The sequence below is a fragment of the Silicimonas lutimaris genome, assembly GCF_047314965.1.
Taxonomy (GTDB): Bacteria; Pseudomonadota; Alphaproteobacteria; order Rhodobacterales; family Rhodobacteraceae; genus JAVJUV01.
This window is the reverse complement of the sequence record NZ_JBLBVK010000036.1, coordinates 65,863-92,383: the sequence shown is the minus strand read 5'-3', so window position 1 is coordinate 92,383 and position 26,521 is coordinate 65,863. Positions and strand designations below refer to the sequence as shown.

The window sequence follows — 26,521 nt, the reverse complement described above, 5'->3', positions numbered from 1 at the left end:
CCGTCAATCTGGTCATACGCGCGGAACTCGCCGAAATACTTCGTGATCGCAGCCGTCAGCGTCGTCTTGCCATGGTCAACGTGGCCAATCGTGCCAATGTTAACGTGCGGTTTCGTTCTCTCAAACTTTGCCTTTGCCATCTCTGGTCTCCTTTACTCGATGGGCGGCCGCTTACGCGTACTTCGCCTGAATTTCGTCGCTGATGTTCTGCGGAACCGGTTCGTAATGGTCGAACTGCATCGTGAACTGCGCGCGGCCCGAGGACATGGAGCGCAGGTTGTTGATGTAGCCGAACATGTTCGCAAGCGGCACATAGGCGTTGATCACGTTGGCATTGCCCCGCGTGTCCTGCCCCTGCACCTGGCCCCGACGGCTGGTCAGGTCGCCGATGATGCCACCGGTATACTCTTCCGGAGTCACGACCTCGACCTTCATGATCGGCTCGAGCAGCTTCGCACCGGCTTTCTTCATGCCTTCGCGCATGCCCATGCGGGCCGCGATTTCGAAGGCCAGAACCGACGAGTCCACGTCGTGGAACTTGCCGTCGACCAGAGCGACCTTGAAGTCGATCACCGGGAACCCGGCCAGCGGACCAGAGTCCATGACCGACTTGATGCCTTTTTCGACGCCGGGGATGTATTCCTTCGGCACCGCGCCACCGACGATGCGGGACTCGAACGAATAGCCTTCGCCCGGCTCCGTCGGAGAGATGACCAGCTTGACCTCGGCGAACTGACCCGAACCACCCGACTGCTTCTTGTGGGTGTAGGTGTGCTCGACCTCTTTCGAGATAGTCTCACGATAGGCCACCTGCGGCGCACCGATGTTCGCCTCAACCTTGAACTCGCGCTTCAGACGATCGACGAGAATGTCGAGGTGAAGTTCGCCCATGCCCTTCATGATGGTCTGCCCCGATTCCAGATCGGTTTCGACGCGGAAGGACGGATCTTCGGCGGCAAGGCGCTGAAGACCTGCGGACATCTTCTCCTGGTCAGCCTTGGTTTTCGGCTCGACGGCGATCTCGATGACCGGATCGGGGAAGGTCATGGTTTCCAGAACGACCGGCTTGGCGTTGTCGCAGAGCGTATCGCCGGTGGTCGTGTCCTTCAGGCCGGCCAGCGCGATGATGTCGCCGGCAAACGCTTCCTCGATTTCTTCCTGCTTGTTGGAGTGCATCATCACCATCCGGCCGATGCGCTCTTTCTTGCCCTTCGTCGAGTTCAGGACGCTGTCGCCCTTCTTGAGGTGGCCCGAGTAGACACGGGTGAAGGTCAGCGAACCCATGAAGGGGTCGTTCATGATCTTGAACGCGAGACCCGAGAACGGCTCGGCGTCATCGGCATGACGCTCGATGTTCCGGGTTTCGGTCTCGTCGTCCGGCGAGAAGCCGACGTAGGCAGGGACATCAAGCGGACCCGGCAGGAAGTCGACGACCGCGTTCAGAAGCGGCTGGACACCCTTGTTCTTGAAGGCCGAGCCACCAAGAACCGGAACGAAGGACAGGTTCAGCGTGCCCTTCCGTACCAGCTTGCGAAGCGTCGGGACATCCGGCTCCTCGCCTTCGAGGTAGGCCATCATCGCGTCGTCATCCTGCTCGACGGCGTTCTCGATCAGGGTCGAGCGCCACTCGTCGGCAATATCCTTCAACTCGTCGCGGATCGGCTGGCGTACCCAGGAGGCACCCAGGTCTTCGCCCTTCCAGACCCACTCTTCCATGGTGATCAGGTCGACGATGCCTTCCAGCTTGTCTTCCGCACCGATCGGGAAGTTGACCGGAACCGGAGTCGCGCCGGTGCGATCCTTGATCATCTTCACGCAGTTGAAGAAGTCAGCGCCAATCTTGTCCATCTTGTTGACGAAAACGAGGCGCGGAACCTTGTAGCGGTCGGCCTGACGCCAAACGGTTTCGGTCTGGGGCTCAACGCCCGCATTGCCGTCAAGCAGAGCAACGGCACCGTCAAGAACGGCCAGCGAACGCTCGACTTCGATGGTGAAGTCGACGTGGCCCGGAGTGTCGATGATGTTGAAGCGGAATTTCGTGTCCGACGTGCCTTCGGCGGACGGATCTTCCTGCCACTGCCAGAAGGTCGTGGTCGCAGCCGAGGTGATCGTGATGCCACGCTCCTGCTCCTGCTCCATCCAGTCCATGGTGGCGGCGCCGTCGTGCACTTCACCGATCTTGTAGGACTTGCCGGTGTAGTAAAGAATACGCTCGGTCGTCGTCGTCTTGCCGGCGTCAATATGCGCCATGATTCCGAAGTTACGGTAGCGCGAGAGGGGGTATTCGCGGGCCATCTGCCTGCTCCTTAAATCCGGATTACCAGCGGTAGTGGCTGAACGCCTTGTTGGCGTCGGCCATCTTGTGGGTGTCTTCGCGCTTCTTGACAGCGGAACCGCGGCCGTTGACGGCATCGGCAAGCTCACCGGCAAGGCGCTCTTCCATCGTGTTCTCGTTCCGCGCTTTCGCAGCGGCGATCAGCCAGCGGATCGCGAGTGCTTCGCGGCGCTCGGGACGAACTTCGACGGGAACCTGGTAGGTCGCACCACCAACCCGGCGCGAGCGAACCTCGACCGACGGCTTGATGTTGTCGAGGGCCTCGTGGAAGACCTCGACGGGGGCTTTCTTCAGGCGGTTCTCAACCCGGTCGAACGCATTGTAGACGATACGCTCGGCGACGGATTTCTTGCCGTCGACCATCAGGTTGTTCATGAACTTGGTCAGAACCCGATCGCCATACTTGGCGTCGGGCAGAACTTCGCGCTTTTCGGCAGCGTGACGACGGGACATCGGTTCTTCCTCTTACTTCGGACGCTTGGCGCCGTATTTCGAACGACGCTGTTTACGGTCTTTGACGCCTTGGGTGTCAAGGACACCGCGCAGGATGTGATAACGGACACCGGGAAGGTCCTTCACCCGGCCGCCACGGATCAGAACCACCGAGTGCTCCTGAAGGTTGTGGCTTTCACCGGGGATGTAGCTGATCACCTCGAAACCATTCGTCAGGCGCACCTTGGCAACCTTCCGCATGGCCGAGTTCGGCTTCTTCGGCGTCGTGGTGTAAACGCGCGTGCAGACGCCCCGTTTCTGAGGGCAGGACTCCAGGTGGAGCGACTTCGAGCGTTTGACTTTCGGCTGCCGGGGTTTCCGGATCAGCTGTTGGATCGTGGGCATTGGGTCTCGTTCCCCGTGTTGCAACACTTAATGTTCGTGGGGCAGCCTGCCCCGGTTCGTCGGTTACGTCTCCGTGCGTCCACGAAAACGCGTTGAACCGCAGCGTTCCCGCTTACTGGGGAACACGCGGTGGGTATCCAGAGGATCGGAGCCTTTCGGCCCGGATCGTGACCACTTCAGTTCTGTTGAAGGCGCGCAGGTCTGGGTCCCGCATGCCCGAGTGGGCGCCGTATAGACAGAGTCGGAAGGGCTGTCAACAGCCCCCGATACGCCTTAGCGGATACGAAGCGGAACCGGCGCTCTCCTGCGAATGGACCGCTCCCGCCAAAGCGTGAAGAGGCCCGTGGCGACAACGATCGCGGCCCCGATCATGGTCACGCCGTCGGGCCAGTCGCCGAAGACGAAGTAACCCGCGACAAGCGCTACGATCAGGCTGGCATACCTGAACGGCGCAACCGCGCCGATCTCGCCGACCCGCATCGCCATGACCGAGAAGATATAGCCGCAAAGCACCATCAGGATAGCGGCTGACAGATAGTTCCAGTGCTTGGGCGTCACCGGCGCCCAGTCCACGAACAGGGAACCGACACCGGCAAACACTCCGACGATCACTGCCGTGCCCAGCGCAACGGTCATGGTGGGCACCTCCGGGGAAAGTTGGCGCGCGGTCAGATCCCGGACGGTGACGCACAGCACCGATGCAACCGCCAACAGCGAATCGACGGTGAACCCTTCGGCACCGGGCCGCACGATCAGCGTGACCCCGACAAAGCCGACCCCGATCGCCAGAAAACGCCGCCAGCCGACGGGCTCTTTCAGGAAAATGGCAGCCGCCAGAGTTACCGTCAGCGGCAGCGCCTGAAGAATGGCCGACACGTTCGCGATCGGCATATTGAAGAGGGCAGTTATGAAGAACCACGCGGCGGCAGCCTCGGCAACGCTGCGGATCAGGATCAGCCAGCGGTCCGGTGACGAGCTCGGAAACCGGAATGCCCCGGTATAGACCGCGAGGGCTCCCAAAAGAACGACGACGCCGACGCTGCGCAGAAACAGAATCTGGAACAGGGGAAGGTCCGCGCCAAGCAGTTTCAGAAAGGTATCGTTGATCGTGAATGAAGCCATCGCCCCTGTCATGAGAAGCGCGCCGCGGACATTGGGTGAGAGAGGCAAAATGTGAAGCCCGAAACGGAGTTGCTGGGCCATCCGTCTCACAGTTTCTGGTCTTAGACCAGCAAATCCTGCGACGTTGACCACACCGCCCCGGCTCCGCATGGTGCCCTCGAGACACTTAGTGGCGCGCGGCAATCAGGACCGGTTCGAGGCATGGGGAAAACACTGGCGTCGCTTCGAGCGGAATCAAGATCGAGGACCGAAGTCTCGCCGACAGGTCCGGCGGAATTCGCTCCGAAACGGAACGCTTGGACATGATGTCCGAAGACTGCTTGATGCTGGGACGGCGCAACTCGTACCGAATTTGGCGCCAGAACCTGACTCACGCACTGGCAATTCCCGTAAACCACGCATTCCACGAGACCACATCGTCTCGATGATCGACGAACCGCCCGATACGCGACGCTAACCGCCAGGCTACTGGGCAAGGATACGATCACTGCATCGCACCTCGAAGCGCCACGCGCAGCGGACTGCATTGATACTTGCATGATCTGAATTCCTGCCGGGCACCGTTAAGCGGACGAAAAGCCATTTGGTCTATGCGGGCCCGATGTTTCAGTAGGATGATCGTATGTCTTTCCGCACCCTGGCTACCCTGTTTCTACTACTCGCCGCCTGCAGCCAACCCGCCTTGCCGCTTGACCCCGTTTACGACTCCGACGAACTGTCGTCGCTTTCCGCGACATTCAACTCGATTGCTATCAGTCCGGCCAGCGTCGCCCTCCCCGGTTCGGGCTCGGCCACCTATTCGGGCTTTTTCGGCGGCAATCTTGGCGCCGGCGGCTCGGTTCTGGGAAACCTCGGGCTGTCCGCCGATTTCGGCGGCAGCTCGGTCGCAGGAGGTCTGAGCAATATCAATGTCCTAGGGGTGGCAGGCGTCGAGGACCAGACTTTATCCGGCGACGTCGCCTTTACCGGATGGATCACGGGAACCACGATTTCCGCCTTGGGCAGCGGCAACCTCACGATTGTCGACGGCATTTCCCAGACCGGCACGGCATCGGTCACGGTGTTTGGGCAGTTCCGGGACTATCTTGGCTTCTACGACGCGGTTTCGGGAACTATAGAGCTCGACGCTTCGTCCATCGGCCTGACGGGAGTATCACTGGAATTCTACGCCCAGTGATAATCCGGGGTGCCCGCCAATAAAAAAGCCCCACCGACCGGCGGGGCTTTTCGATGTCATTGAGCGAGACCTCAGTCGCGGCTTTCCGGTGTCTCCACCAGATCAGCGTCGATGTCGGTCGCATCCATCACGTCGTCCATCATGGGGGCGACCAGCGCTGCGGCGGCTTCGGCCTCGGCGCGGGCTTCCTGAATGACCTTCAGATCGCGTTCGGCAGCGATGCGGCGCACCTTCTGGGTCGCGCCACCCGTGCCCGCCGGGATCAGGCGGCCGACGATGACGTTTTCCTTCAGGCCGACAAGCTTGTCCTTCTTGCCCTGGACCGAAGCTTCGGTCAGCACCCGCGTCGTCTCCTGGAACGAAGCCGCCGAGATGAACGACCGGGTCTGGAGCGATGCCTTGGTGATCCCCAGAAGGATCGGCTCGCCCTGGGCCGGACGCCGGCCTTCGGCCAGCGCCTTTTCGTTCGCCGCGTCGAATTCGGCCTTGTCGACATGCTCGCCCTTCAGAAGCGTGGTTTCACCCGAGTCGGCGATCTCCCACTTCTGCAGCATCTGCCGCACGATGACTTCGATGTGCTTGTCGTTGATCTTCACGCCCTGAAGACGATAGACGTCCTGCACCTCGTCGATCATGTAGTCCGCCAGCGCCTCGACACCCATGATGGACAGGATGTCATGGGGAGCCGGGTTCCCGTCCATGATGTAGTCACCCTTTTGCACGAAGTCGCCTTCGACAACCGGGATGTGCTTGCCCTTCGGCACCATGTACTCGACGGGCTCCAGCGACTCGTCGACAGGCTCGATGCTGATCCGGCGCTTGTTCTTGTAGTCGCGCCCGAACTTCACATAGCCGTCGATCTCGGCGATGATCGCATGATCCTTCGGACGGCGTGCTTCGAAGAGTTCGGCCACACGCGGCAGACCGCCGGTGATGTCCTTCGTCTTCGCGCCTTCACGCGGGATACGCGCGACGACGTCGCCTGCCCGTACATCCGCGCCTTCCTCGATCGAAAGGATCGCGTCCACCGACATCGGATAGGTGATCGGGTTGCCCTGATCGTTCCGCACCGGTTCGCCGTCGGCATCCACGAGGATGATCTCCGGCTTCAGATCGCTGCCCCTCGGCGCCGCGCGCCAGTCGCTCACGATCTTCTGGGTCATGCCCGTCGCATCGTCGGTCTCGTCACGGACGGAGATGCCCGAGATAAGGTCGACGAACTTCGCGGAACCGGCCTTTTCGGCGATGATCGGCAGGGTGTACGGATCCCACTCGAACAGCTTGTCGCCGCGAGAGACCTTGTCGCCCTCGCTCGGGAACACATTGGTGCCATAGCCCAGCTTGTGGCTGGCCCGCTCGACACCATTTTCGTCCACGATCGTCAGCTGCATGTTCCGGCCGATGACGATCTTCTCGCCGGCGGCGTTCTTCAGCAGGTTGGCGTTCTTGAAGACGACCTTGCCTTCCTGGGATGCTTCCAGGAACGACTGCTGGCCACCCTGGGCGATACCGCCGATGTGGAAGGTCCGCATCGTCAGCTGCGTGCCGGGTTCACCGATGGACTGCGCGGCGATGATACCGACCGCTTCGCCCTGGTTCACCAGCGTACCGCGTGCAAGGTCACGTCCATAGCACATGGCGCAAACGCCTTCTTCCGCTTCGCAGGTCAGCGGCGAACGAATGCGGATCGACGCAATTCCGGCCTGCTCGATCGCATCGGCCTTGCGTTCATCGATCAGCTCACCCTTGCCGACCAGCACCTCTTCGGTGCCCGGCGCGAAAACGTCGTCGCCTGCGACACGGCCGAGGATACGCTCGGAAAGCGATGCGACGACCTCGCCATCGTTGACAGCCGGTTCCGCCGTGATCGCGTTCTCGGTGCCGCAGTCATGCATGCGCACGATGCAGTCCTGAGCCACGTCCACAAGGCGGCGGGTCAGGTAACCCGAGTTCGCCGTCTTGAGCGCGGTGTCGGCCAGACCCTTCCGGGCGCCGTGCGTCGAGTTGAAGTACTCGAGCACCGTCAGGCCTTCCTTGAAGTTCGAGATGATCGGCGTTTCGATGATCTCACCCGACGGCTTGGCCATCAGGCCACGCATACCGCCAAGCTGCTTCATCTGTGCCGGCGAACCCCGGGCGCCCGAGTGGCTCATCATGTAGACGCTGTTCGGCTCCATTTCGGCGCCGGCATCGTCCTTACGCATGGCCGAGATCTCTTCCATCATCGCGTTCGCGACATCGTCCGAGCACTTCGACCAGGCGTCGACCACCTTGTTGTACTTCTCGCCCTGGGTGATCAGGCCGTCCATGTACTGCTGCTCGAACTCTTTGACCTGTTCGCGCACGTCATCGACGATCTTCCACTTGGCTTCCGGGATGACCATGTCGTCCTTGCCGAACGAGATGCCGGCGCGAAACGCTTCCTTGAAGCCCATGGACATGATCTGGTCACAGAAGATGACCGACTCTTTCTGACCGCAATAGCGGTACACCGTGTCGATGACCTGCTGGACTTCCTTCTTGCGCAGAAGGCGGTTCACCAGTTCGAACGGAGCCTTCGCGTTCAGCGGCAGCATCGCGCCCAGCTTCACGCGGCCCGGAGTGGTTTCATACCGCTTCCAGACTTCCTGACCTTCGCCGTCGATCTGCTTCACACGCGCCGTGATCTTGGCATGCAGATGCACCTCGCCGGCGTCCAGCGCGTGCTGAACTTCGTCGGGGTCGGCAAAGACCATGCCTTCGCCCTTCATGCCCTCGCGCTCCATCGTGATGTAATAGAGGCCAAGGATCATGTCCTGCGACGGCACGATGATCGGCGCGCCGTTGGCGGGCGACAGAACGTTGTTCGTCGACATCATCAGAACGCGCGCTTCCAGCTGAGCTTCGAGGCTCAGCGGAACGTGCACTGCCATCTGGTCACCGTCAAAGTCGGCGTTGAAGGCCGAACAGACCAGCGGGTGAAGCTGGATTGCCTTGCCTTCGATCAGAATCGGCTCGAACGCCTGGATACCAAGACGGTGCAGCGTCGGAGCGCGGTTCAGAAGAACCGGGTGTTCGCGGATCACCTCGTCAAGGATGTCCCAGACCTCGGGACGCTCTTTCTCAACCAGCTTCTTCGCCTGCTTGACCGTCGACGACAGGCCCTTCGCTTCCAGCCGCGAGTAGATGAACGGCTTGAAGAGTTCCAGGGCCATCTTCTTCGGCAGACCACACTGATGCAGCTTGAGCTCGGGTCCGGTCACGATGACCGAACGGCCCGAGAAGTCGACGCGCTTACCCAGAAGGTTCTGGCGGAAGCGGCCCTGCTTGCCCTTCAGCATGTCAGAGAGCGACTTCAGCGGGCGCTTGTTGGCACCCGTGATGACGCGGCCGCGACGGCCGTTGTCGAACAGGGCATCGACCGATTCCTGAAGCATCCGCTTCTCGTTCCGGACGATGATGTCCGGCGCGCGCAGTTCGATCAGACGCTTCAGACGGTTGTTCCGGTTGATGACCCGGCGATAGAGATCGTTCAGGTCCGACGTCGCGAAGCGGCCGCCGTCCAGCGGCACCAGCGGACGCAGTTCCGGCGGAATGACCGGGATCACCGTCAGAACCATCCACTCGGGACGGTTGCCCGACTCGATGAAGTTTTCGATAATCTTCAGACGCTTGATGATCTTCTTCGGCTTCAGTTCGCCGGTGGCTTCGGCCAGATCGGCGCGCAGCTGCTCAGCCTCGGCTTCGAGGTCGATGGCCGCCAGCATCTCGCGGATCGCTTCCGCGCCGATATTCGCCGTGAACGCGTCCATGCCATAGGCATCCTGCGCGTCCATGTACTCCTCTTCCGTCATCAGCTGACCGTATTGCAGGTCCGTGAGGCCGGGCTCGATCACCACGTAGTTCTCGAAATAGAGGATCCGCTCCAGATCGCGCAGCGTCATGTCGAGCATCAGGCCGATGCGGGACGGCAGCGACTTCAGGAACCAGATGTGGGCGACGGGTGCGGCCAGTTCGATATGGCCCATCCGCTCGCGGCGCACCTTCTGGAGCGTCACTTCGACACCGCACTTTTCGCAGACAACGCCGCGATACTTCATGCGCTTGTACTTGCCGCACAGGCATTCATAGTCCTTGATCGGCCCGAAGATACGGGCACAGAACAGACCGTCACGCTCGGGCTTGAACGTGCGGTAGTTGATCGTCTCGGGCTTCTTGATTTCACCGTAGGACCAGCTGAGGATCCGTTCCGGTGACGCAAGCGAGATCTTGATCTCGTCGAACGTCTTCGGAGCGGCGAGCGGGTTGAACGGGTTGGTTGTCAGTTCCTGGTTCATCTTCGATTCCTAATATCTCGGGGAGGAAAGGCGGGCCGGTGACGGCCCACCGTTATTCGGCGGCGTAAGGCGTGTCTTCGCCGTCGTCCTCCACCGCATCCAGGAGTTCCATGTTCAGGCCGAGGCCACGGACTTCTTTCACAAGCACATTGAAGCTTTCCGGTACGCCCGCTTCGAAGTTGTCCTCGCCCTTGACGATCGACTCATAGACCTTGGTCCGGCCTGCAACGTCGTCCGACTTGACGGTGAGCATCTCCTGCAGCGTATAGGCCGCGCCATAAGCTTCCAGCGCCCAGACTTCCATTTCCCCGAAACGCTGGCCGCCGAACTGGGCCTTACCGCCCAGAGGCTGCTGCGTGACAAGGCTGTACGGGCCCGTGGAACGCGCGTGGATCTTGTCGTCCACCAGGTGGTGCAGCTTCAGCAGGTACTTGATGCCGACGGTCACCGGACGCGCGAACTTTTCGCCCGTACGGCCGTCGAACAGGTCGGACTGGCCCGACTGGCTGAACCCGGCACGCACCAGCGCATCGTTCACATCCGCTTCCTTGGCACCGTCGAAGACCGGGGTCGCGATCGGCACACCGCGCGTAGCGTTCTGCGCGGCTTCCAGAAGCTGGTCGTCGTCCATCGGCTGGAAGCCTTCGTCGAAGACCTCTTCGCCATAGGCAAACTTCAACGCATCCTTGACCGGCTTCATGTCGCCCTTGCGGCGATACTCGTCCAGAGCGTCATCGATCTGGATACCCAGACCGCGCGATGCCCAACCCATGTGGGTTTCAAGGATCTGACCGACGTTCATGCGCGACGGCACGCCCAGCGGGTTCAGAACGAAGTCGACCGGCGTGCCGTCTGCGAGGAACGGCATGTCTTCCATCGGGACCACCTTCGAGATGACGCCCTTGTTGCCGTGACGGCCGGCCATCTTGTCGCCCGGCTGAAGCTTGCGCTTCACCGCGACGAAGACCTTGACCATCTTCATCACGCCCGGCGGCAGGTCGTCGCCCCGACGGACTTTCTCGACCTTGTCCTCGAAACGGTGCTCCAGGGCGCGCTTCTGCGCTTCGTACTGCGCGTTCAGCGCCTCGATCGCCTGAGCGTCCTTTTCGTCAGCGATGGCAAGCTGCCACCACTGGCCGCGTGACAGCTCGTCGTCCAGAAGTTCTTCGGTGATCTTGGTCTTGGGCTTCACGCCCTTCGGACCCTTCACCGCTTCCTTGCCCATCAGCATGTCGCGGAGACGCGCATAGATGTTGCGCTCGAGGATCGCCAGCTCGTCGTCCCGGTCACGGGCCAGACGCTCGACTTCCTCGCGCTCGATCTGCAGCGCACGCTCGTCCTTGTCGACGCCGTGACGGTTGAAGACGCGCACTTCCACGATCGTACCGAAATCGCCCGGCGGCAGGCGCAGCGACGTGTCGCGCACGTCCGACGCCTTTTCACCGAAGATGGCGCGCAGAAGCTTTTCTTCCGGCGTCATCGGGCTCTCGCCCTTCGGAGTGATCTTGCCCACGAGGATGTCGCCCGGCCCCACTTCGGCGCCGATATACACGATGCCCGCTTCGTCGAGGTTGCGCAGGGCTTCCTCGCCGACGTTCGGGATGTCGCGGGTGATCTCTTCCGGCCCAAGCTTCGTGTCACGGGCGGCGACTTCGAATTCCTCGATGTGGATCGAGGTAAAGACGTCGTCACGCACGATGCGCTCGGAGATCAGGATCGAGTCTTCGTAGTTGTAACCGTTCCACGGCATGAACGCGACGACCACGTTCTTGCCCAGAGCCAGTTCGCCCATCTCGGTCGACGGACCGTCGGCGACGACCTCGCCACGGCCGACCACGTCGCCCACCTTCACCAGCGGACGCTGGTTGATGCAGGTGTTCTGGTTCGAACGCTGGAACTTGCGCAGACGATAGATGTCGACGCCCGGATCGCCCGGCTCAAGGTCTTCGGTCGCGCGGACAACGATACGCTGCGCGTCAACCTGGTCCACGACACCTGCGCGCTTGGCCTGGATGGCGGCACCCGAGTCGATGGCGACCTTGCCCTCGATGCCTGTGCCCACCAGCGGAGCTTCCGCCTGCAGCAGAGGAACGGCCTGACGCTGCATGTTCGAACCCATTAGGGCGCGGTTGGCGTCGTCGTTTTCAAGGAACGGGATCAGCGAGGCGGCAACCGAAACCAGCTGCTTCGGCGACACGTCGATCAGGTCCACCTGCTCGGTCGGCGTCAGCGTGTATTCGCCGGCCTGACGGGTGTTGACCATCTCGTTCTCGAACCGGCCCTTGGCGTCCAGCTTCGCGTTGGCCTGAGCCACCACGTGCCGCATCTCCTCGGTCGCGGACATATAGACCACATCGTCGGTGACGGTGCTGTCCTTAACCTTGCGGTAAGGGGTCTCGATGAAGCCGTACTTGTTCACGCGGGCGAACGACGCCAGCGAGTTGATCAGACCGATGTTCGGGCCTTCCGGCGTTTCGATCGGGCACATCCGGCCGTAGTGCGTCGGGTGCACGTCGCGCACCTCGAAGCCCGCGCGTTCCCGCGTCAGGCCGCCCGGCCCAAGGGCCGACAGACGCCGCTTGTGGGTCACCTCGGACAGCGGGTTGGTCTGGTCCATGAATTGCGACAGCTGCGACGAGCCGAAGAACTCGCGCACCGCCGCCGCGGCGGGCTTCGCGTTGATCAGGTCCTGCGGCATCACAGTGTCGATCTCGACCGAGGACATGCGCTCCTTGATCGCGCGCTCCATGCGCAGCAGGCCGACGCGGTACTGGTTTTCCATCAGTTCGCCGACCGAGCGCACCCGGCGGTTGCCGAGGTGGTCGATGTCGTCGATGTCGCCCTTGCCGTCACGAAGTTCGACCAGCGCCTTCACGCAGGCCACGATATCTTCATTGCGCAGGGTGCGAACCGTGTCCTCGGCATCGAGGTCGAGGCGCATGTTCATCTTCACGCGGCCTACCGCGGAAAGATCGTAACGTTCGGAATCGAAGAACAACGTGTCGAACAGGGCCGACGCGGCGTCGACGGTGGGCGGCTCGCCCGGACGCATGACGCGATAGATATCCATGAGCGCGCCATCGCGGTTCATGTTCTTGTCGTTCGCCATGGTGTTCCGGATGTACGACCCAACCGTGATGTTATCGATGTCCAGAACCGGAATGTCGGTGATACCGGCATCCAGCAGCTCTTTCAGCGTGCCACCGGTCACGTCGCCATCCTTGTCGACTTCCCAGGTCAGCTCATCGCCGGCCTCGACATAGATCGCGCCGGTTTCCTCGTTGATGATGTCCTTCGCGGCATACCGTCCGACGATATTGTCGAACGGAACCAGAAGCTCGCTCACCTTGGCTTCGTCGATCAGTTTCTTGACCGCGCGCGGCGTCACCTTCTTGCCGGCCTCGGCAATCACTTCTCCGGTCTTGGCATCGACCAGATCGAAGGTCGGGCGCGTTCCACGCACACGCTCGGGGAAGAACTTGGTCACCCAACCCTTGTTCTTCTTCAGCTTGAACTGAACGGTCTCGTAGTAGGCGTCCATGATCGCTTCCTGATCCATGCCAAGGGCATAGAGAAGCGTGGTCACCGGCAGCTTGCGGCGGCGGTCGATGCGCGCGAAGACAATGTCTTTCGCATCGAATTCGAAATCCAGCCACGAGCCGCGATAGGGAATGATGCGGCATGCGAACAGCAGCTTGCCCGAAGCGTGCGTCTTGCCCTTGTCATGGTCGAAGAACACACCCGGCGAACGGTGCATCTGCGAGACGATGACCCGCTCGGTGCCGTTCACGATGAACGTGCCGTTGGGGGTCATCAGGGGCATGTCGCCCATGAAGACGTCCTGCTCCTTGATGTCCTTGACCGACTTGGCGCCCGTGTCCTCGTCGATATCGAACACGATCAGACGGAGGGTAACCTTCAGCGGTGCGCTGTAGGTCATGTCGCGCTGCTGACATTCCTCGACGTCGTATTTCGGCTTCTCCAGCTCGTACTTGACGAATTCAAGCACCGCGGTCTCGTTGAAATCCTTGATCGGGAAAACCGACTGGAAGACGCCCATGATTCCCTCGCCGTCCAGCGGCTGGGGCTGGTCGCCCGAGTTGAGAAATAGATCGTAGGAAGACTTCTGAACCTCGATGAGGTTCGGCATCTCCAGAACTTCGCGAATTTTTCCGTAGTATTTACGAAGGCGTTTCTGACCAAGAAAGGTGGTTGCCATGGAAGACGGATCTCCGTTTTTTTAATCACGGAGAGGCACGGCTGGGCGTCCGCTGCCTGCTCCAGATTTGGATCGCTCCGCTTCCATACCTGAGGCCTCTCCCACGAAGCCTCGCCCGAAACGGAAGACGACCCCGTCAAAACGGGACTGGTCCCGCTTTGAGAGGGTTGTCATAAGACGAATTAGATCGATTTGCCGCCGCTTGCTCGAATCACGAGGCGTTAGTTAGCGCGCCAACCGCCCGGTTTCAAGCACCTGCGCCCGGATTTCCGTGGAAACCCGGGGCATAAACTGTGAGGAAAAGGTTAACCGCAGGAGCGGTGCCATGGCAAGGGCGCGGCGTTCGATGCACGGAACTTACCCAACCACGCGTTTGTCCCCTCGAAGACTCTTTCACGAGCCCCAGATGGAACGAGTCGGAAAAATCCTCGCAAAGGAACGACTGCTGACATCAAAAAGTTGGTCTCATTGTCATCAGGTGGAAGAACAAGCGTTTTTGAAACGGTCGCCCTTTGCTGCAAAGTTGGTGTAGCCTGTACCCTGGGTCCATCCTGGAAAAACCTGTCGCGGCATTCCGGCTCGGGCAACATCGTTGGGGAAGGGCAGTGCGGCAATAGAGAGCATCGGTCGTCTGTCGCGTTTTGATGAAGATTCTGGAGAGGTGAAGATATGTTTCGCATCCTGGCTGTCTTATCTGTCTTGTCCCTCATGCCCTTCATGGGGTGCACACAAGCCAAGGCAGATGGCGCAAACGTTGAAACAGATATTCCCGCCAGTATCGAGAATTGCCTCACGACAAGTCTCAGCGAATTGTTGAACATCAGTCGCAGTGATCGGAAGTCGCTGTTCGAACATTTTCTGGCCAACATAGATGTAGAGAGATTCGGCAGCTACAACTTCAAGAGGGCCTGGAAGGATTGGGGGGAGAATTCCGAAATCAAACGTCTGGCTCTCTACGAATACTTCCATCTGATGACGGGAAAGCGCAGCGAACATCAGGGCGGAACAACCGCATTCAGTGCGCGACTGGCCGATCGGCCCCTCGTCACCGGCAACGACGTTTACCACATCGTTGCCCGCGTCGACTTCGCAGATGACAGCAGCACAACAATCGTGGTCTTCACCGTTGGGTGCCAGGCCTTTGGGTTCATGTACGGTGGCGCCAACCTGCGGTCGTTCGTCGATGCAAGTCTGGTTGAGCGGTTATACGGGACAGGTAAACGGGCGCCGTTCTAGCCAGCCTGACCCACACCATGCCGTTTTCTTTGCCATTGACCGGCCGAGTTGGCGAGCTTGTTCTGCAGCGAATATCCGCTCTGTCCGCAAACCGTCCCCAACGAAAAAGGCCGGGCACTCGGCCCGGCCTTTCCCGAAAATAACCGGTAACCCGATTACTTGAGTTCGACTTCGGCGCCAGCTGCTTCCAGCTTCGCCTTGATGTCGTCGGCTTCGGCTTTGGAGACCTGCTCCTTGACGGCCTTGCCACCGGCTTCCACCAGGTCCTTGGCTTCTTTGAGGCCAAGACCGGTGATCGCGCGAACTTCCTTGATCACGTTGATCTTCTGAGCGCCGGCGTTCTTGAGGATGACGTCGAATTCGGTCTTTTCCTCGGCAGCGGCACCGGCGTCGCCGCCAGCAGCCGGACCAGCCATCATCACAGCGCCGCCAGCAGCGGGCTCGATGCCATACTCGTCTTTCAGGATGGTTTTCAGTTCCTGGGCTTCGAGAAGCGTGAGACCCACGATCTCTTCAGCAAGTTTCTTCAGATCAGCCATTTCTGTCTTCCGTTTCCTAAGATGTGTTCCAACGTGCGGTTTTTGACCCCACGCAGGTCCCGACTGGAATCACGCGGCTTCCGCGCGTTCCTCGATGGTCGAGAGAATGCTTGCGATGTTCGAAGCAGGTGCGCCAATGGCCCCGGCGATGTTCGAAGCAGGTGCGCCGATCTGCGACACGATCTGAGCGATGAGCTCTTCCCGCGACGGCATGTCTGCGACTGCCTTGACACCAGCGGCGTCCAGAGCCGTATTGCCCATAGCACCGCCAAGAATCTCCAGCTTGGAGTTGTCCTTGGCGTACTTGTCCATGACCCGGGCCGCGGCCGTTGGGTCTTCGGAATAGGCAAGTACGGTCATGCCTGTCAGAAGATTGCCGATGCTTTCACCCGGCTTTCCCTGAAGGGCGATCTTGGCGAGCCTGTTCTTGGCAACGCGAACGGAACCGCCGGCATCGCGCATGCGCGCCCGCAGATCCTGCATCTCTGCAACCGTGAGACCTGCGTAGTGGGCTACGACCACAACGCCAGAGCTTTCAAAGATCTGGCCGAGTTCCTCGACCACTTTCTCTTTCTGGGCTCTATCCACAGTTTCACTCCAAGTTTGGAGGTTTGACCCTCCGGCTCAAGCTTTGCCGGGCAAAAAGGCCCGACAATCGGGTCCTTACGGGTCCGTCGCAATCGCGCCTCAGGATGACCTGAAGTCGTATTCCTCTGTTCCCGTCTCAGGCAGGAATTATTGGCAATAACCAACCCACCGTCTCGGACGAATAGTCAGGGGGCTGCCATCGGCAACCCCCGGACGCGCGCTCTTTAGAACGATTCCTTGAGCATGTGAAGAGAAAACTCTCTTCGCACTTACCTCGGGCTGATCGGCGGCCAGCCCAGCATCCGCGACAGCGGCAGCGATCCGCCCCGGATGACCGAGTTCTTCCGCGGCTTCGTCGTCACCAGCGGCATCGGCCAGAACGCCTTCGACATGTGACGACCGCCGGAGATGGCCGACCGCGCCTTGCGACCCTTGGACACCAGCGGCATCGGCCAGAATGCTTTCGACATGTGCCGACCGCCGCGCATGGCCGAGGTCCGCGCCTTACGCGGCGACAGCAGCCGGATGCCCAGCTCGCGCGAAATCGGCCCGCCCCGATAATCCTCGGGCTCAAGCGGCAAAGTCATCAGCCGGGGATGGTCCTTCAACACGCTCGGCGCGTGATCGGGACGATCTGGCATGTAGTAATCGTTGTGCTCGCTGGCCGCGTCCACGGCATCGCTCTTCCCCACGATCTCGCGGGCGATGCGCGCGGCGCCAAGCGGCTTGTACGTCGCCTGGATCACAAGCGCGGCTCCACCGGACGCCAGGTGCGACGCATAAGAGCCGACAATTGCCTCGTTCACGTCCGCACGCGACAGGCGCGCCTTGACCGCCTCCTCATCCCCGCCATCGGCAGAGATCACGCGAACGGAGTTTCTGGGAAACCCCTCCCAACGAAGCCGGTTCGCGACCGACTCCGCCTTGGTAGTATCGGCGTAAAGCCGAGTGATCACGGTTGTCATGAAGATACCTCCACCGATTTTGTTTCAGTTCTGTTTCCCCCGCCATCCACCTTGCGGCGCATGGCTAGAGGAAGGGCAATCAATATGGCGCCGACGAGGAATACGGTCTCGATCGCGAAGACTACATTGTAGGGCGTGTGTGGCGCGCTTCCAGCCTGGTCCGGCAGACCGACGACGACATCGCGAACGATACCCGCCAGCGCCACCCCGATTCCGGCCGAAGTCGCCTGCACGGCGCCCCATGCGCCCAGCGCAAGTCCAACCTGATCGGCAGGTGCGGAACGCATCGTGGCGGTCAGGGTCGCATGGCCGAAAAGCCCTGCCCCAAGCCCGGTCGCAAATGTGCCGGCAAGGAAGGCGACCGGTCCGGCGCCCATGGATGATCCGATGATGGCCGCAAAGCCCGGCACGCCGATCAGGGCCCCCAGCACGCCAAGACGCTCCGGATGCGCGCCGTTGCCAAGAACGCGCGAGGCAATGGCGAACCCGATCAGCGTCCCTGTCGCCAGCAACGCGGTCAGGCGTGTGGTCTCGGCAACCGAGAAGCCCAGCGCCTGGCCCCCGTAGGGCTCAAGCAGCACATCCGCCATCCCGTATCCGAACGTACCGAAACCGATCACCGCCAGCAGGCGGATCGTACCGGGCCGGGCCGCAAAGCCGCGCCAAGCCTCCGAGAACGGGGCCGGTCTTGCCGCTTCCATCTCGCGGGCACGCGCGCGGTCGCGCGGCTCCTGCTTCCAGAGCGCAACCATGTTCAGAACGATCGTCAGAACGGCAGAGCCCTGGATGACCTGTATCAGCCGACCCGGCGTATAGGTCTCAAGAAGCGCACCGAACACCAGGGCGCTGAAGACCATGCCAAGCAGAAGCATGACATACATCAACCCCACGACCTTGGGCTGGTCCTCTTCCTTCACAAGGTCGGTTGCCAGAGCAAGCCCGACCGTCTGCACGATGTGCACCCCCGCGCCGACCATCAGGAAGGCCAGTGCGGCAGAGGCCTGCCCGATCCAGCGCGGGGCGTCGACTGCTTCGCCATAGCCCGAAAGGACCAGCAGGGCGAAGGGCATGACCGCAAATCCGCCGAACTGATACATCGTGCCTTTCCAGATATACGGCACACGCCGCCAGCCCAGTGCCGAGACATGGGTGTCGGACTTGTATCCGATCAGCGTACGGAAGGGCGCGAAAAGCAACGGCAGGGACAACATGACCGCGACCAGGCTGGCTGGAACGGCAAGTTCTACGATCATCACGCGGTTCAGCGTTCCGACCAGCAGAACCAGGGCCATGCCTACGGTAATCTGGAAAAGCGACAGGCGCAGGAGTCGAGAAAGCGGAACCTCATCGGTCGCGATATCTGCGAAGGGCAGATACCTCGGCGCGATGGATGCCACTCGTCTAAGCGCGAAGCTCCTGTAGTCGAACATCTCCTGTTGCCCATCCCGGGAACACACCGCCCTTCAAGGGCGCGGCTCCAGATTCAAGAAAGCCCGCCGGGCAGAGAGTCCGGCGGGCAAAGGCTCACCTGATGGGGATGAGCGGTGGTGACGCAGACGCCATGGTCTCCGATGGATGGAGAATCGCCCTTGCTGTCGTCCCATCGGGAAGCAGCACGGTGATTTCCTGTGCACCATTTTCCAGCGGAAGCGCATAGGAAGCCTGCGCAGTCTGCGAGTCCTCGAGGGTCAGCGATTTCATCGATGCCATCTTGTCACCCGATCCGAGCGGCTGACCGGACAGGAAGTCCGACACCCATGAAGTATTGCTCAGAACGGCCACATGGACCGAGAAAGAACCGACGGCGACGGCACCCAGAAAAATGGGGACACCAACTGCCGGCGGCACAACAAGCCACATTTTTGCGTTATTCATCTCTGACCTCCCTTATCCCAGCCACGGCGTGGCGATTGCCACGAGGATGTGCGCCAAAAGCGCAATCACGCCGAAGACTCGGGTGCCATCGATTAGATAACTGTGGACTTCTTCCGCTTCACGCAGGTTCAGGCCTGTCGGCCATACCTTGTCTGGATCATCGGACATATCCCGTTTCCTCCTTCTTGAATCGCGGGGCACGGAATGCTGATGACCGTCCGTTTAGTCTTTCGGTCAAGGCACACCGATCGTTGACCGCCCAGTGTCCACTGAACGGTACTCCAAAACTGTCATTTTTTAATTACATAAACAAGTGTCATTTTAAGTTGACAGATTGCCGTATCGTACTAGCAGAGCGTCCCGGCAGAGATTTCACCGCTGCATTCCGCCGTCGATCCCGGACGGGAGACCCCCCTACCGGCAGGACGGAATCCGGTCCGAAACGCATTCACACACCGTCAACTTTGGTTAATAGCCACACGGGAATTCTTGGCCATCAACGGATCGCTCTGACCCTTGCCATACGCTTTGCCGACGTTTTGCCGACGCTTTGCAGACCCCGGCTCTCGCGCATTTTCCAGTAAAACAAGGGCTTCAGGATGATGGTCCGTTTCGCCCGGCCCCAGGGACCGAACGTTGCGACCGAACGGCGGATTCCGGACCTAACGGAAGCTGGAATAAGGAATGTAGCGCACCGGATCGCCCGGCGCGATCTGCCGCGCACCGTCCCCGATCTCGACCAGTCCGTCCGCCCAGGCCAGCCCGGAGATTCGTCCCGATCCTTCGGACTTGAACACCTCCGCCGCCCCCTCGGCGTTGACCCTGGCCCTCAGGTATTCACGTCTCCCGGGCTTCTTGTTCTTCGAAAATGCGGCAGGAATCACAAAGCCCTGCGGCTCCCGCCATCCCTCGCCGCCCATGACAGCAAACGATGGCCGGGCGAAAATCATCGTGCAAACCAGCGCCGCCACGGGGTTGCCCGGAAGGCCGAACACCGGCACGCCCTTCCACAAACCCAACGCCAGAGGACGCCCAGGTTTTAAAGCGATACGCCAGTCCTGCCGGGTTCCGGTCTCTCCCAGAAGAGCCGAGACATGATCCTCGTCCCCCGCCGATGCCCCGCCCGATGTCAGGATAGCATCGCACCACGCCGCAGCTTCCGTCAGCCGTTCCCGCAAAGCATCGCGATCATCTGCTACATGCCCCAGGTCTACGGCATCCATCCGCCAATCTTGCAGCAGTGACAGCAACATAGGCCGATTGGCATCAAAGGTTCTTTCGGCATCGGAAGCGGTCCCAGGCGGAACGATCTCGTCTCCCGTGGACAGTACGCCCACTCGCAGGGGTCGATAAACATGCACCTCCGTGATCCCGCTGGCCGCCAGAATGGCAATCTCCGCCGCGTCCAGACGCCGCCCCGTCTCAAGCGCAACCTGCCCGGCCTCGACGTCCTCGCCCGCCTTGCGCGTGTTCGCCCCCTTTCGGATCGGACCTTCAAACGCCACCGCCCGGCCATCCGTCGAACAATCCTCTTCCAGAACAACGGTATCGACACCATCTGGCAAGAGAGCGCCCGTCAGGATTCGCAGCGCCGATCCGCTTGCCACCCTGCCCCGATATGGCGCCCCTGCAGCCGCGCGGCCTTCGGTAAGAGGCAACAGCTGATCCCCCGACCCAGTGGCAGCATGCGCGAACCCATATCCATCAACGGCAGAGTTTGCTCCGGGCGGATTCGCGCGCCTGGCAACCGCGTCGCGGGCCAGAACACGCCCGTGGGCACGGTCCAGGCCGATGGCTTCGTTCTCAACGACGCAGTGAAGACCCTCCCGCAATCTGGCCAAGGCGTCGTCCACAGGCGTCCAATCCACTCCTGGAGGCAACGCGAAGCAATCGTTTTTCAGCCGTGGCGGTTTCAATTCCGGCATGCCGCGATCCTGAGTTCCTGTTCGTGGCCAAGCCCGAGAATCCACCCTTCCTCAGGCGCGTCAACATCCAGCATCGCTTGAAGATGAGATTCGGACAGGTGCGACAAGGCGCGGGCAAGCAAACGGACCTGCGCCCGATCCTTTATGGAATCGCCTGCCTCCGCAACCACTTCGGCAATCAGCGAAGGCCAAATCTCGACAAAAGCGACCGGTGCCGAAAGGTCGGTAAAAGGCCAGACACCGATATCTCCGACGCCTCTTCGCAACCTCGCGAGACTTGCCATACCGGTCATTGCCTGACCGCCAACAGCGCCGGCGCCTCCCATCTGCCAACAGGTAAACGTCCCCTTGGCCCGGCTCTCTGCGCGTCGCCGCTCTTTCATGCCATGATCCAGCGTGCGGCTGCGCTCCTTCCTTGGCAGGTTCGGAATATCTTGGCGTGTCCCATTGAACCAGAATGGACCAACACCGGGAAAACGGCCGTTCAACTCACCTGCAAGATCGAAACGGTTGTTCGAGAGCGGACTGTCAACCAAGTGCTGTGCGTAAAAATCCCAGATCGCAAGCGGATCGTCGTTACCGGTCACGAAACGGGCGAAGCCTGCCGGATAACTGAAAGGAAAATCGAACCCGATCAACAGACGTCGTCCCTTGGCGCGTTCGTCCAGTACAAGTCTCTCAATCGCCTCTGCCGCAACCGCGCGATTGCGCAAGTAGACCGGTTCGCATTCCATTCCGTTCCGGACAAGGCCCATCCAGATCGCATCCTTGCGCGGGGTTGGCCCCGTGTCGTTTCCGGCCGACCAGTCAACCACGGCAAAGCTGTCCCAGTTTCTCAAAGCCCCAACTCGTTGGCGATGAAATCGGCGATTCCCCGTGTATCGTTAAGGTCGAAAGTCGGACGGCCGTGGGCGCTTGCATTGCTATCGGAAGCCACGGCACGGATGGTCTCATCTGAATGGGCAATCAATGGATTTCCGGTTTCGGCGCGGTGCGCCTCGACCTTTCGGTGGCGGTCGCGCTTGTAGCCTTCCACAAGCACCAGATCGACCGGCGACAGACGACCAAGGAGATCATCAAGCGTCGGTTCGACATCGTCACGCAGCTCATGCATCAACGCCCAACGGTTACGACTCGCCAGAAGAACTTCGGTCGCACCCGCAACACGATGCCGATAGCTGTCCTTTCCCTCCTGATCCACGTCAAAGCTGTGATGCGCGTGTTTCAACGTGGAAACCCTCAGACCACGACGGGTAAATTCAGTAACCAACCGTTCCATCAGCCCGGTCTTGCCCGAATTCTTCCAGCCGACCACACCCCAGACTTTCATGAATCCTCCAGTATACCCCGAGCCGCAGCCAGATCTTCGGGGGTATTCACGTTGAAAAAGGGATCGAAGCGCCCTGACGGAAAATCCGCATAGGCGGTTCCATGACTGTCGGTCCAAAGAACCACCTTGCGCATACCGCCCAGTAGCGCAGCGCGCAGATCGTCACGCAGATCGACCGGCCAGAGACCAAAGGTCGGGTGCCGACCGTTTTCAGTTCGCGCCAGGGCAATAGGATGTCCCTGCGCTTCGGCTGCGGCAAGAAGCGCCGGCACAAGGTCTCCCGGAAAATACGGCGTGTCTGCCGCGGCGGTCACGATATGCGTTGCGCCACGCTCCGCAGCCCAGTCCAAGCCGGCAAGCACGCCGCCCAAGGGACCCACGAACCCGCCAACGCTGTCCGGAAGCACCGGCAAACCAAGAAATTCGAAGCGTTCAGGATCACCATTGGCGTTCAGCGCAATTTCCTCGACCTGAGGAGTAAGCCGTTCAACGACGTGCTCAATTATCAGGCTGTCGCCAAGTGGGAGAAGGCCCTTGTCTCCGCCCCCCATGCGAGTCGCCTGTCCACCGGCCAGAATGACGCCAAGCGGTGCCTTCACATCCGCCTCCACTCTTCAAGGCGATCACGGAAATCCTTGCCCGCCAAACCTGGGGGCAAAGCGGCATCCGGCACCGCGATCATTGAAATTCCCGAACGGATCACGGTAACGCCACGCTGCCCTTTGACCGCATCGACGGCCGCCCAGGACAGATCATTGCGCGCCACTGCGTTTGTCAGCCGGATGCCCTCTCGGCTGAAGATCACTTCCGTTTCTCCGGCTTTATCCCAATGAGAACCGATGACATCCCAGAAGCGATCCATCCTGGTTCGCTGGAGATAACCGAAGACTCCGACCAGGAATGCCGCGCCGATCAGTCCGGCGAAAACGTAAAATGGCGTCAACCCAATAGCGGTGATCAGGGCCGTCAAAAGTCCGATCAATCCCCAAACCACGGCCCAGAATATCGCGCGTTTGACAAAAGGCGCAGGCGGGACGACGCTTTGCCACCACCCGGTCATCGCGCGGCGCCAAAGCGTCCGGTCGTAGGCGACGTTCAAACGGATGGTCTGATCCGCTTCCCAAGAGGACGCCATCCGTTCCCTCAAACCTCTGCCCCTTTCCGGCGATGTTTCCGGTCCTCGTCGTCGACCACTTTGAGATCAGCGTCCCGCACAAGCCGTTCTTCGCCTGAAAGACAATGAAACCGCCGTCCCCTCATCCGTCCAATCAGTGTCAGGCCAACCTGCCGGGCAATGTCGACACCCCACGCAGTGAAGCCCGAGCGCGAGGCCAGCACCGGAATGCCCATATGTGCGCATTTGATCACCATTTCCGATGTCAGGCGACCGGTCGTGTAGAGTATCTTGTCTTCACCCGGAACGCCTTCGGAAAGCATCCATCCGGCGATCTTGTCGACCGCATTGTGACGGCCCACATCCTCCATGTAGACCAAAGGCCGGTCCTGATGGCAAAGAACTGTGCCGTGAATCGCTCCGGCTTCCAGATAGAGCGATGGCGTTCGGTTGATCTTGTGCGCCAGAGAGTAGAGCCACGATGTTCTGACTTCCGCAGGCGATAGCTTGAGGCCTTCCAGACCCTCCATCATGTCACCGAAAACGGTGCCAACCGCACAGCCTGACGTTCGCGTCTTCTTCTTCAGCTTCTCTTCGTAAGTCGTCGCTCCGTCGGTGCGAACCACGACCGTTTCGAGCTCTTCGTCGAAATCGACGCCGGTGACAGCTTCACCATCTTTCAACATGCCTTGGTTTCGCAGAAACCCAAGTGCGAGGTATTCGGGGTAGTCACCGATTGTCATCGCCGTCACGATTTCCTGCCCATTCAAGAAGATCGTAAGGGGTCTTTCCTCGACGACAGCAATCGCACCGCGCTCACCCGTCTCGTCTACGCCCTCCACCTTGCGCGTCAGCCCATCCCGATCAGGATCGGGAGCGATCAGATATTGATCGAACACATCAGCAGCCATGATTTGCGCATTGTCTCCCGGTCGGATAATCGCGTCTTCCTGCAACTTAGGGCGAGGGAATGTCCACCACCACATCAAATTCCGCTTTTCGGCAGGGTGTCCTTGCTGGTCTTCCCTTTACCGTCTTCGCAATCCCGTTTGCTACGCTGTTCGGCGTGGTCGCAACCGAGGCCGGCCTCAATATCGCCCAGACCATGGGGTTTTCGGTTCTGGTCATCGCCGGAGCATCGCAATTCACTGCAATCCAACTCATGTCCGAGAATGCACCGGTCTGGCTGACCCTGGCCGCGGCACTCGCCGTCAACCTGCGCATGGCGATGTACTCGGCCAGTCTTCAGCCACATCTGGGCGGCCTGACATTTGGAAAGCGTGCTTTGGTCGCCTATTGCAACGTGGACCAGAGCTTTGCAGTAGGCATGTCAAAGTTCGAAGAAAGTCCTGACATGAAGCTTGGCGACAAGTTCGCATTCTTCATGGGCTCGGTCGTACCGGTCATGCCGATCTGGGTCGCATTTACCTGGATCGGCGCGGTGGCGGGAACCGCAATCCCAGAGGAATGGGCGCTCGATTTCGCGATGCCGATCCTCTTTTTGGCGCTTGTTGCCCCAATGCTGCGCACAATCGCCCATGTCGCGGCAGCAGTGACTTCGGTCGTGATGGCGTTGCTTTTGGCAAGCCTACCAACCGGGTTCGGACTTCTTGTTGCAGGTATCCTTGCAATGATGGTTGGCGCGGAGACCGAGAGGAGGCTGATGCGATGAGATACTCCGCCGTCGAAATCTGGACCGTCGTCATTCTCCTCGGCATCGGAACCTACCTGGTTCGGCTCTCGTTCCTTGGCCTTCTCGGCAGCCGTGCAATGCCGGACTGGCTGCTGCGTCACCTGAGATATACACCTGTCGCCGTCTTGCCCGGCCTCGTCGCCCCGCTTGCGGTCTGGCCGGCGGCGACCGAAGGAAATCCTGACCCTGCTCGCATGGCCGCAGCGTTAATGACCCTGCTGGTCGCGTACTGGAAGAAAAACATGCTATGGGGCGTCTTTGCAGGAGCCGCGACTTTGGGCCTGCTACTTAACTTGGGCTAGGGCCCGCTATACTCGCCTGGAACAGAACATTGTGGTTCTTGTCGGCATCGTTGTCCGTGATAACCCGTTCTGTCACTCCTGACAGTCTCGCGAACCGCTTCGACGTGCTAACAGGAAAATAGCTGACCGGCACAGTTTCAAAACCGGCAACCTGCCGCAGAATGCGCGTGATGGACAGCGAACACTGGGCTTTCGGAACCGCCCCGTATTCCTTCACAAGCCGCGCAAGGCGCTCCGCCTGATCGGCGGAGACCATGACGCGCTGTTCAATAACGTCGAATGTCTCGCGCGCATGATAGTCTATGTAAACTTTGAGGGCATTGTCGGTCATGCCGTAGTGGACGTCATTTCGTTCCGGCGTAAACGGCAGGGTGAACGTTCCAGCAGGGTCGAATAGAATCCTGCCAGAGGGCGCATTGATCAACAGGCCGGAGTGTGCGCCCGAACCGTTTCTGGTACTCACCACGGTGTATAGACGCACTTCGGGCGGGCCGTCATGCCGATAGGCGTACTTTCTTATAGCCTCATCGGGTGACCAGACGGGTTCCGCCGGCCCACCGCAAGCAGCCAGCCACAAGGGCATCAGCAGCAAAAACGCGAGACGGCGAAGCCGCATCGCCCCAGAACTCAGGAATTGAAGATGGCGAGGAAGACCAGGACCAAGATGCATACGATGGCCCCATTGGTCACCCAGCGCATGAAACCTTCGAAGGTCTTCTCCTGCGCCGTAACATCCATTTCGCCGTGCTTGTGTTCAGCCATTTTTCGAGGTTCTCCACAAATCTCTTGAAGGGTGACTAGCGCAATCCGAAAGCGCTGTCACGTCTGTCTGGTGTCACGTTCTGCCGCAGGTCAATTTTGCAAAGGACGGAAGCCCCTCGTGATTTGGCGGAACGAGAAAAGCCAAGATGAACAGAAAAGAAGTCGGCCAAACCGACCGGCCCCGTG

General features: G+C 60.4%; 25 protein-coding genes. 4 read left to right on the top strand and 21 right to left on the bottom strand.

Annotated features, from left to right (window positions below; genetic code table 11):
• The 5 genes from ACKLNI_RS04010 to ACKLNI_RS03990 form a co-directional block, all read right to left on the bottom strand.
• The coding region (locus ACKLNI_RS04010; RefSeq protein ID WP_413717734.1) for a GTP-binding protein at positions 1-140 on the bottom strand (140 nt) is incomplete at its 3' end.
• A gap of 31 nt (positions 141-171) precedes the next feature.
• On the bottom strand, positions 172-2,295 hold the full coding sequence (gene fusA, locus ACKLNI_RS04005) for an elongation factor G (protein WP_413717731.1): 2,124 nt from the start codon (positions 2,293-2,295) through the stop codon (positions 172-174).
• 22 nt (positions 2,296-2,317) lie between these two features.
• Positions 2,318-2,788 carry a 30S ribosomal protein S7 gene (rpsG, locus tag ACKLNI_RS04000; protein WP_413717729.1) on the bottom strand — a complete coding sequence of 157 codons (471 nt, stop codon included), beginning with the start codon at positions 2,786-2,788 and terminating at the stop codon, positions 2,318-2,320.
• 12 nt (positions 2,789-2,800) lie between these two features.
• Positions 2,801-3,172, bottom strand: coding sequence for a 30S ribosomal protein S12 (gene rpsL, locus ACKLNI_RS03995; protein ID WP_049642094.1), 372 nt, complete (start codon positions 3,170-3,172; stop codon positions 2,801-2,803).
• Between the two features lie 273 nt (positions 3,173-3,445).
• Positions 3,446-4,375 (bottom strand): DMT family transporter, encoded by a 930-nt coding sequence (locus tag ACKLNI_RS03990; RefSeq protein WP_413717728.1) that lies wholly within the window; start codon positions 4,373-4,375, stop codon positions 3,446-3,448.
• A gap of 541 nt (positions 4,376-4,916) precedes the next feature.
• On the opposite strand from ACKLNI_RS03990, the gene ACKLNI_RS03985 reads away from it, so the two are divergent.
• The gene (locus ACKLNI_RS03985; RefSeq protein WP_413717727.1) at positions 4,917-5,471 is read left to right on the top strand and encodes a HupA family protein; all 555 of its coding nucleotides are present in this window, start codon (positions 4,917-4,919) and stop codon (positions 5,469-5,471) included.
• 71 nt (positions 5,472-5,542) lie between these two features.
• Here the strand turns inward: ACKLNI_RS03985 and rpoC are convergent, their stop codons facing one another.
• A complete protein-coding gene (rpoC, locus tag ACKLNI_RS03980; protein WP_413717726.1) occupies positions 5,543-9,787 on the bottom strand; it encodes a DNA-directed RNA polymerase subunit beta' in 4,245 nt (1,414 codons plus the stop codon).
• A 52-nt stretch (positions 9,788-9,839) separates the two neighbouring features.
• On the bottom strand, positions 9,840-14,006 hold the full coding sequence (gene rpoB / locus ACKLNI_RS03975; RefSeq protein WP_413717725.1) for a DNA-directed RNA polymerase subunit beta: 4,167 nt from the start codon (positions 14,004-14,006) through the stop codon (positions 9,840-9,842).
• Positions 14,007-14,675: 669 nt separating this feature from the next.
• On the opposite strand from rpoB, the gene ACKLNI_RS03970 reads away from it, so the two are divergent.
• Positions 14,676-15,242, top strand: coding sequence for a hypothetical protein (locus tag ACKLNI_RS03970; protein WP_413717724.1), 567 nt, complete (start codon positions 14,676-14,678; stop codon positions 15,240-15,242).
• 155 nt (positions 15,243-15,397) lie between these two features.
• Here the strand turns inward: ACKLNI_RS03970 and rplL are convergent, their stop codons facing one another.
• The 12 genes from rplL to fdhD all read right to left on the bottom strand — a co-directional run bounded on the left by rplL (position 15,398) and on the right by fdhD (position 24,489).
• A complete protein-coding gene (rplL, locus tag ACKLNI_RS03965) occupies positions 15,398-15,781 on the bottom strand; it encodes a 50S ribosomal protein L7/L12 (protein ID WP_413717723.1) in 384 nt (127 codons plus the stop codon).
• 69 nt (positions 15,782-15,850) lie between these two features.
• A complete protein-coding gene (gene rplJ, locus ACKLNI_RS03960; RefSeq protein WP_413717722.1) occupies positions 15,851-16,369 on the bottom strand; it encodes a 50S ribosomal protein L10 in 519 nt (172 codons plus the stop codon).
• A gap of 269 nt (positions 16,370-16,638) precedes the next feature.
• On the bottom strand, positions 16,639-17,334 hold the full coding sequence (locus ACKLNI_RS03955) for a hypothetical protein (protein WP_413717721.1): 696 nt from the start codon (positions 17,332-17,334) through the stop codon (positions 16,639-16,641).
• Complete coding sequence (locus tag ACKLNI_RS03950; RefSeq protein WP_413717720.1) at positions 17,331-18,764, bottom strand: PucC family protein; 1,434 nt, start codon at positions 18,762-18,764, stop codon at positions 17,331-17,333. The genes ACKLNI_RS03955 and ACKLNI_RS03950 overlap by 4 nt, the downstream gene beginning before the upstream one ends.
• Positions 18,765-18,858: 94 nt before the next feature.
• On the bottom strand, positions 18,859-19,209 hold the full coding sequence (locus ACKLNI_RS03945) for a light-harvesting protein (protein WP_413717719.1): 351 nt from the start codon (positions 19,207-19,209) through the stop codon (positions 18,859-18,861).
• A gap of 12 nt (positions 19,210-19,221) precedes the next feature.
• Entirely contained in the window at positions 19,222-19,377 is a 156-nt protein-coding gene (gene pufB, locus ACKLNI_RS03940) for a light-harvesting antenna LH1, beta subunit (RefSeq protein WP_413717718.1), read from the bottom strand.
• Between the two features lie 494 nt (positions 19,378-19,871).
• Entirely contained in the window at positions 19,872-21,134 is a 1,263-nt protein-coding gene (locus ACKLNI_RS03935; protein WP_413717717.1) for a molybdenum cofactor synthesis domain-containing protein, read from the bottom strand.
• Complete coding sequence (locus tag ACKLNI_RS03930; RefSeq protein WP_413717716.1) at positions 21,122-21,949, bottom strand: molybdopterin guanine dinucleotide synthesis; 828 nt, start codon at positions 21,947-21,949, stop codon at positions 21,122-21,124. The genes ACKLNI_RS03935 and ACKLNI_RS03930 overlap by 13 nt, the downstream gene beginning before the upstream one ends.
• Positions 21,950-21,969: 20 nt before the next feature.
• On the bottom strand, positions 21,970-22,464 hold the full coding sequence (gene mobB, locus ACKLNI_RS03925; RefSeq protein WP_413717715.1) for a molybdopterin-guanine dinucleotide biosynthesis protein B: 495 nt from the start codon (positions 22,462-22,464) through the stop codon (positions 21,970-21,972).
• A complete protein-coding gene (gene mobA / locus ACKLNI_RS03920; protein ID WP_413717714.1) occupies positions 22,461-23,063 on the bottom strand; it encodes a molybdenum cofactor guanylyltransferase MobA in 603 nt (200 codons plus the stop codon). The genes mobB and mobA overlap by 4 nt, the downstream gene beginning before the upstream one ends.
• Positions 23,060-23,599, bottom strand: coding sequence for a hypothetical protein (locus ACKLNI_RS03915; protein WP_413717713.1), 540 nt, complete (start codon positions 23,597-23,599; stop codon positions 23,060-23,062). The genes mobA and ACKLNI_RS03915 overlap by 4 nt, the downstream gene beginning before the upstream one ends.
• Positions 23,600-23,607: 8 nt before the next feature.
• A complete protein-coding gene (gene fdhD / locus ACKLNI_RS03910) occupies positions 23,608-24,489 on the bottom strand; it encodes a formate dehydrogenase accessory sulfurtransferase FdhD (protein WP_413717712.1) in 882 nt (293 codons plus the stop codon).
• Between the two features lie 59 nt (positions 24,490-24,548).
• Between fdhD and ACKLNI_RS03905 the strand changes: the two genes are divergently transcribed.
• Positions 24,549-25,250 carry an AzlC family ABC transporter permease gene (locus tag ACKLNI_RS03905; protein WP_413717711.1) on the top strand — a complete coding sequence of 234 codons (702 nt, stop codon included), beginning with the start codon at positions 24,549-24,551 and terminating at the stop codon, positions 25,248-25,250.
• Positions 25,247-25,573 carry an AzlD domain-containing protein gene (locus tag ACKLNI_RS03900; protein ID WP_413717710.1) on the top strand — a complete coding sequence of 109 codons (327 nt, stop codon included), beginning with the start codon at positions 25,247-25,249 and terminating at the stop codon, positions 25,571-25,573. Before ACKLNI_RS03905 ends, ACKLNI_RS03900 begins: the two co-directional genes overlap by 4 nt.
• Here the strand turns inward: ACKLNI_RS03900 and ACKLNI_RS03895 are convergent.
• Both ACKLNI_RS03895 and ACKLNI_RS03890 read right to left on the bottom strand, forming a co-directional pair.
• A complete protein-coding gene (locus tag ACKLNI_RS03895) occupies positions 25,560-26,189 on the bottom strand; it encodes a hypothetical protein (protein ID WP_413717709.1) in 630 nt (209 codons plus the stop codon). The two genes, ACKLNI_RS03900 and ACKLNI_RS03895, sit on opposite strands and share 14 nt — an antisense overlap.
• 11 nt (positions 26,190-26,200) lie before the next feature.
• A complete protein-coding gene (locus tag ACKLNI_RS03890) occupies positions 26,201-26,335 on the bottom strand; it encodes an aa3-type cytochrome c oxidase subunit IV (RefSeq protein ID WP_413717708.1) in 135 nt (44 codons plus the stop codon).
• Positions 26,336-26,521: the final 186 nt, after the last annotated feature.

Excerpts from the sequence above, each read along its gene's own strand:
- ACKLNI_RS03985 (WP_413717727.1), top strand. The coding sequence starts at position 4,917 with ATGTCTTTCCGCACCCTGGCTACCCTGTTTCTACTACTCGCCGCCTGC.
- rpoC (WP_413717726.1), bottom strand. The coding sequence starts at position 9,787 with ATGAACCAGGAACTGACAACCAACCCGTTCAACCCGCTCGCCGCTCCG.
- rpsL (WP_049642094.1), bottom strand. The coding sequence starts at position 3,172 with ATGCCCACGATCCAACAGCTGATCCGGAAACCCCGGCAGCCGAAAGTC.
- pufB (WP_413717718.1), bottom strand. The coding sequence starts at position 19,377 with ATGTCCGATGATCCAGACAAGGTATGGCCGACAGGCCTGAACCTGCGT.
- ACKLNI_RS03955 (WP_413717721.1), bottom strand. The coding sequence starts at position 17,334 with ATGACAACCGTGATCACTCGGCTTTACGCCGATACTACCAAGGCGGAG.
- ACKLNI_RS03970 (WP_413717724.1), top strand. The coding sequence starts at position 14,676 with ATGTTTCGCATCCTGGCTGTCTTATCTGTCTTGTCCCTCATGCCCTTC.
- ACKLNI_RS03905 (WP_413717711.1), top strand. The coding sequence starts at position 24,549 with ATGTCCACCACCACATCAAATTCCGCTTTTCGGCAGGGTGTCCTTGCT.
- rpoB (WP_413717725.1), bottom strand. The coding sequence starts at position 14,006 with ATGGCAACCACCTTTCTTGGTCAGAAACGCCTTCGTAAATACTACGGA.
- fdhD (WP_413717712.1), bottom strand. The coding sequence starts at position 24,489 with ATGGCTGCTGATGTGTTCGATCAATATCTGATCGCTCCCGATCCTGAT.
- ACKLNI_RS03945 (WP_413717719.1), bottom strand. The coding sequence starts at position 19,209 with ATGAATAACGCAAAAATGTGGCTTGTTGTGCCGCCGGCAGTTGGTGTC.
- ACKLNI_RS03895 (WP_413717709.1), bottom strand. The coding sequence starts at position 26,189 with ATGCGGCTTCGCCGTCTCGCGTTTTTGCTGCTGATGCCCTTGTGGCTG.
- fusA (WP_413717731.1), bottom strand. The coding sequence starts at position 2,295 with ATGGCCCGCGAATACCCCCTCTCGCGCTACCGTAACTTCGGAATCATG.
- mobB (WP_413717715.1), bottom strand. The coding sequence starts at position 22,464 with ATGAAAGTCTGGGGTGTGGTCGGCTGGAAGAATTCGGGCAAGACCGGG.
- ACKLNI_RS03935 (WP_413717717.1), bottom strand. The coding sequence starts at position 21,134 with ATGCCGGAATTGAAACCGCCACGGCTGAAAAACGATTGCTTCGCGTTG.
- ACKLNI_RS03890 (WP_413717708.1), bottom strand. The coding sequence starts at position 26,335 with ATGGCTGAACACAAGCACGGCGAAATGGATGTTACGGCGCAGGAGAAG.
- ACKLNI_RS03915 (WP_413717713.1), bottom strand. The coding sequence starts at position 23,599 with ATGGCGTCCTCTTGGGAAGCGGATCAGACCATCCGTTTGAACGTCGCC.
- ACKLNI_RS03990 (WP_413717728.1), bottom strand. The coding sequence starts at position 4,375 with ATGGCCCAGCAACTCCGTTTCGGGCTTCACATTTTGCCTCTCTCACCC.
- rplL (WP_413717723.1), bottom strand. The coding sequence starts at position 15,781 with ATGGCTGATCTGAAGAAACTTGCTGAAGAGATCGTGGGTCTCACGCTT.
- rpsG (WP_413717729.1), bottom strand. The coding sequence starts at position 2,788 with ATGTCCCGTCGTCACGCTGCCGAAAAGCGCGAAGTTCTGCCCGACGCC.
- ACKLNI_RS03950 (WP_413717720.1), bottom strand. The coding sequence starts at position 18,764 with ATGTTCGACTACAGGAGCTTCGCGCTTAGACGAGTGGCATCCATCGCG.
- ACKLNI_RS03900 (WP_413717710.1), top strand. The coding sequence starts at position 25,247 with ATGAGATACTCCGCCGTCGAAATCTGGACCGTCGTCATTCTCCTCGGC.